1 protein-coding gene is annotated in these 240 nt (G+C 37.1%); it reads right to left on the bottom strand.

The window, feature by feature from the left end; all coding sequences use genetic code 11:
* On the bottom strand, positions 1 to 240 hold a 240-nt coding region (locus AAEY75_RS16875; protein ID WP_352260320.1), incomplete at both ends, for a penicillin-binding transpeptidase domain-containing protein.

The following is a 240-nucleotide window of genomic DNA, read 5'->3' on the forward strand; positions in this document are numbered from 1 at the left end:
GTTTTATTGTCTTCAGCTACTTTTTTACTTTCCTCTATTTTTGCATCATATTCTTCAGTTAGTTTTTTATTGACATCGTCGAGCTGCTCATTAAAACATAGGGCACAAGCTTGCTGGGGATTGGCTTGAAACAAAAGCTTATTATTATAGTTATAAATTTGTTCAATAAAATAAGGTTGAATGCGATGCCCGCCATTGGCAAAGGTGGCGTAAGCGGTTGCCATTTGTAATGGGGTTGCT

This window comes from Psychrobacter sp. TB55-MNA-CIBAN-0194, assembly GCF_040309505.1.
GTDB classification, from domain to species: domain Bacteria; phylum Pseudomonadota; class Gammaproteobacteria; order Pseudomonadales; family Moraxellaceae; genus Psychrobacter; species Psychrobacter fozii.